Origin of the sequence: Flavobacterium branchiophilum NBRC 15030 = ATCC 35035, from assembly GCF_002217205.1 — a bacterium.
GTDB lineage: Bacteria > Bacteroidota > Bacteroidia > Flavobacteriales > Flavobacteriaceae > Flavobacterium > Flavobacterium branchiophilum.
The window spans coordinates 1-5125 of the sequence record NZ_MUGT01000196.1; the positions used below are offsets into that span (position 1 = coordinate 1).

The following is a 5125-nucleotide window of genomic DNA, read 5'->3' on the forward strand; positions in this document are numbered from 1 at the left end:
TTATAAATATATTTGGTGTAAAGTGCCAAAAAAAGCGGATTTCCAAGATGGAGCACCGCTTTTTGGCTATGAATAAAAAAGATTAATTTGTTACTTGGGCAATTTGTACATCTGCTTGTACGTGTGCTGCATTGGCACGACCGCTAGGATCTTGGTTTTCTTGCCATTTTGGTATCCATTTTCTAACGGTTTGGGCAGCACTTTCTTGAGGGTAATATTTATGAAAAATAGTTCTATAAAAATAGGCCTCTTTTGTTGTTGGAGTATTGTAAGGATACAATTCTTCTGCAGCAGCTAAGGCTTCATCGGTTACTTTTGATGAGCAATAAGCAATTAATTGGTCGATCCAATTGTAGCCTACCCCGTCCGAGAATTGTTCTTTTTGTCTCCATAAAACTTCATCGGGAAGGTACGGATTGTTTGGAGTGTCAAACGCTTTTCTTAGAATATATTTTTCACGTCCGTCATACGTTTTAGGTTGTTTTTCTTCAGGTTTGATGAGCATTGCCATATCCAAAAAGGCTTTGTCCAAAAAGGGTACTCGGGCTTCTAGTCCGTGTGCCATAGTTGATTTGTCGGCCCGCAACAAGTCAGCTGTAAATAGTTTTTGAACTCTTTCGATGGTTTCTTTCTGAAAATCTTCGGCAGAAGGAGCATTTCTAAAGTACAAATAGCCACCAAAAATTTCGTCGGCACCTTCGCCAGACAACACCACCTTGATGCCCATATCGGTAATGGCTTTAGACAAGAAATACATTGGAGTACTGGCTCTGATAGACGTAACGTCGTACGTTTCGAGGTGCCAAACCAATTGGTCTAATATTTCGATACCTTGTTCAATGGTAAAGTGAATTTCGTGGTGCTCAGTACCTAAAAAGGCCGCTACTTTTTTGGCTGCTAAAGCATCGGGTGCGTTGCCATCTAGCCCTATAGAAAATGAATGTAAGGTTTTACCTTGCTCTTTTAATAATCTTGAGGCAATAGACGAAGTTAAAGACGAATCTAACCCGCCCGAAAGCAATACTCCAATAGGCACATCGCTCATCAAGCGTTTGCGGGTAGCCTCTGTGAGTGTTTCGCGAATCAAGTCTAAATCCAATTCTTTGGTTGCTTTTGTATAATCTTCATATTCAGGTTTGTAGTATTTTACAAAACCTGTTTTTGCTGTATAATAATGTCCTGGAGGAAACGTTGAAAAAGTTTTACACTGATCGGCTATTGGTTTCATTTCCGACGAAAAATACATTCTTCCTCTGTCATCTACACCATAATACAAGGGTTTTACCCCCATTGGGTCTCGTCCTGCTATATAATCATCGCCATCAACTACTACAAATGCCCAGTCGCCATCGAGCATATTGCAAAAATCATAACCAAACGCTTCGTATAAATGCACAATGACTTCAGAATCGGATTTGGTTCTAAAGGTATGCCCTTTCAATACGCCGTCTCGTAAGGCTTGGTGGTTGTATATTTCGCCATTGTGTACCATATAGGCCGTTTTGGAACCTTTTATCGGTTGGCGACCTGAATGTAAATCGATAATAGACAAACGCTCGTGGCTCAAAATATGACCATTTTCGGTTACATGCAAATCACTTTCGTCTGGACCACGATGGGTCATTCTTTTAGATAATGATTTAACTAACTCTTCATCTTTTCCTTTTCCAATAATGGCTAAAATTCCGCACATAACTTTTTATTAATTATATTATTAAATGTTTTAAAATCTTGTTTCGTTTTGATGCTGCAAAATTGGTTTTTTAAATTGTTTTTTAAAACTAAAAAAGGTAAATTGATTTTAAATTGAAACAAAAAATTGCTAATTAGTAATAAAATATAATCATAATTGACAATTTTAGTTCTCAAAATTAAAATTTGAAATATCGTAAAGTTATTGTTTCAAATTGAAAATGGTATAAGCGGGTTTATCATTTATTTCAAAAGGACAAATATCAGGATGAGGCTAAAATTAATTTTAATTATTTATATTTGCCAAAAGTATCAACAAGAATTATTGAGTGGCTGTTTTTTTGAATTTATTTCAAAACATACAAAAACAAACCACAGATGAACCTGCAACAAAAACCACCATCAGCGCATGAAACCAATTGATTTTGAAGGGCTTGACCCCAAAAAAAATATCCTTATTAAAGGTGCCGAAATCCATAATTTAAAAAGTATCGATGTAGCCATTCCTCGAAATCAGTTGGTAGTCATTACGGGGCTTTCGGGTTCGGGCAAATCGTCTTTGGCTTTTGACACCCTATATGCCGAAGGACAACGCCGTTATGTTGAAAGTTTATCGTCTTATGCCCGACAATTTTTAGGCAGATTAGACAAACCAAAAGTTACCTATATCAAAGGGATAGCACCTGCAATTGCAATCGAGCAAAAAGTCAATACTACCAATGCCCGTTCAACCGTAGGAACATCGACAGAAATTTACGATTATATCAAATTATTATTTGCAAGAATAGGCCGTACTTTTTCGCCAATTTCGGGTCTCGAAGTACAAAAACATACCGTTTCGGATGTAGTTTGTGCCGTAAAAACCTTGCCTCTTAACAGCAAATGGCTGCTTTTGGCCCCCATCATTTTAGAAGAAGGTAGAAAAATGGAAGACAAGCTTAAAGTATTGTTACAACAAGGCTTTGCAAGGGTGTTGATCAATCAAGAAATTCATCGGTTAGACGCTTTAGAAGCCATTCAATTTAGTAATTCACCCATATATTTAGTAGTAGATAGACTTGTAATTCAGGACGATGAGGCTTTTTTTAATAGGCTTTCGGATGCTGTTCAAACCGCTTTTTTTGAAGGTAAAGGCAGTTGTATTTTGCAAGAACCTGATGGTAAAAACAGCCAATGGTTTAGCAATAATTTTGAACAAGATGGCATGACTTTTTTAGAACCCAACATCCATTTGTTTAGTTTCAACAATCCGTATGGGGCTTGTCCAACGTGCGAAGGATATGGCAACATTATTGGAATAGACGAAGAATTGGTAGTGCCAAATACCGCTTTGTCTATATTTGAAAATGCCATTTTCCCGTGGCGTGGCGAAAGCATGAGCTGGTATAAGGACGAACTCGTAAAACATGCTTATAAATTTGATTTTCCTATTCATAAACCTTACTTTGAACTCTCAGACACCCAACGACAATTGGTATGGGAAGGCAATCAATATTTTCAAGGGTTGAACAGTTTTTTTAAAGAATTAGAAGAAAAAAATTATAAAATACAAAATCGGGTGTTGTTGTCTCGATACAGAGGCAAAACCAAATGCCCTACTTGCAAAGGCAGAAGGCTTCGGGTGGAGGCGTCATACATTAAAATCAACAACAAAACGGTTTCGGAATTGGTTGATTTGCCCATCAAAAATTTGATTCCATTTTTTAAAAATTTGAGATTATCAGATTTTGAGCAGCAAGTGGCCAAACGACTTTTGATAGAAATCAACAACAGATTGTCGTTTTTGAGTCAAGTAGGTTTGGATTATTTAACCCTCAACCGCAACTCGGCGTCGCTTTCGGGTGGCGAATCGCAGCGCATCAATTTGGCAACCTCCTTGGGCAGTTCGCTGGTGGGGTCTATGTATATACTAGACGAACCCAGCATAGGGCTACACCCAAAAGACACCGAAAAATTAATCGAAGTTTTAAAAGCATTAAAAAAACTAGGCAATACCGTTATAGTTGTAGAGCATGATGAAGACATCATGAAAGCCGCCGATATGATTATAGATATTGGTCCAGAGGCTGGCACCCTTGGCGGGCAACTAGTGGCCCAAGGCACTTTTACAGAAATTCTACAATCGCAGTCGCTAACAGCACAATATTTGAATGGACAAAAGCAAATTGACATTCCAAAACACCGACGCAAATGGAAAAATTTTGTGGAAATACGGGGTGCCAGAGAACACAATTTAAAAAACATCGATGTGGTGTTGCCTCTTGATGCCTTAACGGTTATAACAGGAGTTTCGGGTTCAGGAAAAAGTACATTGGTCAAAAAAATTGTATTTCCAGCCCTTCAAAAAGCCCTTGTTGGCATGGGCGACAAGCCAGGGCAGTTTTCCGAAATAAAAGGCAGTTTTGCCCATCTCAAACACATCGAATATATAGATCAAAACCCCATTGGCAGAAGTTCTCGTTCCAATCCCATTACTTATATCAAAGTTTATGACGATATTAGAGCCTTGTTTGCCAAAGAAAAATTAGCCAAATTGAGGGGCTACGAAGCCAAACATTTTTCATTTAATGTAGATGCTGGCCGATGCGAGAGCTGTAGTGGCGAGGGCAGCATCAATGTAGAAATGGTGTTTATGGCCGACGTTACTTTGCCTTGCGAAACCTGTATGGGCAAACGCTTTCAAAAAGAAATTTTAGAAATCACCTTTCAAGATAAAAATATTTATGACATCCTAACCATGACGGTTGATGATGCCATGGAATTTTTTGAAAATCACCAACAAAACAAAGTCGTTCAAAAAATCAAACCCCTTCAGGATGTAGGTTTGGGCTATGTACAGCTTGGACAATCTTCTTCGACCCTCTCTGGTGGCGAGGCACAACGCATTAAATTGGCCTCCTTTTTAGTAAAAGGTCATACCAAAGAAAAAGCCCTTTTTGTATTTGATGAACCCACAACTGGATTGCATTTTCATGACATCAAAAAATTGTTAAACTCCTTTAATGCCTTAATAGAAAGCGGACATTCCATCATAGTAATTGAACACAATTTGGATTTGATCAAATGTGCCGATTGGCTAATAGACCTTGGCCCAGAAGGAGGCGAAAACGGCGGACACCTATTAGCCGTTGGTACTCCCGAAACGGTTGCCCAAAACCCCCAATCGATCACAGGACAATATTTGAAAAAAATATTAAAACCCAATAAAAACAGCTAAAATCTAACAAAAAACCAATTTATTGGGAGTTCCCCAAGGGTCGGGGTGTCCGTTGCAAACAACGTTTATTGAAGTCCAAATGTAATACCAAATATACATATAAAATAGTCCAATCTATTGGTTCTTTTTTGCTAAAATAATTCAAAAAAATAGTTCCGTAGCCCAGCTATGCAACGATTTTTCTTGAAATTTTTTCAAAAAAATAACTACGCATCT

2 protein-coding genes are annotated in these 5125 nt (G+C 38.0%); one reads left to right on the forward strand and one right to left on the reverse strand.

Features of this window, described 5'->3' with window-relative positions; all coding sequences use genetic code 11:
- Window positions 1-82 precede the first annotated feature (82 nt).
- Window positions 83-1693, reverse strand: a complete 1611-nt coding sequence (gene asnB, locus B0A58_RS15700; RefSeq protein ID WP_014083462.1) for an asparagine synthase B — start codon at window positions 1691-1693, stop codon at window positions 83-85.
- Between the two features lie 408 nt (window positions 1694-2101).
- On the opposite strand from asnB, the gene uvrA reads away from it, so the two are divergent.
- Window positions 2102-4909 carry an excinuclease ABC subunit UvrA gene (uvrA, locus tag B0A58_RS15710; RefSeq protein ID WP_089081825.1) on the forward strand — a complete coding sequence of 936 codons (2808 nt, stop codon included), beginning with the start codon at window positions 2102-2104 and terminating at the stop codon, window positions 4907-4909.
- Window positions 4910-5125 lie beyond the last annotated feature (216 nt).

Coding starts and splice junctions, on each gene's coding strand:
- asnB (WP_014083462.1), bottom strand. CDS start 1,693: ATGTGCGGAATTTTAGCCATTATTGGAAAAGGAAAAGATGAAGAGTTA.
- uvrA (WP_089081825.1), top strand. CDS start 2,102: ATGAAACCAATTGATTTTGAAGGGCTTGACCCCAAAAAAAATATCCTT.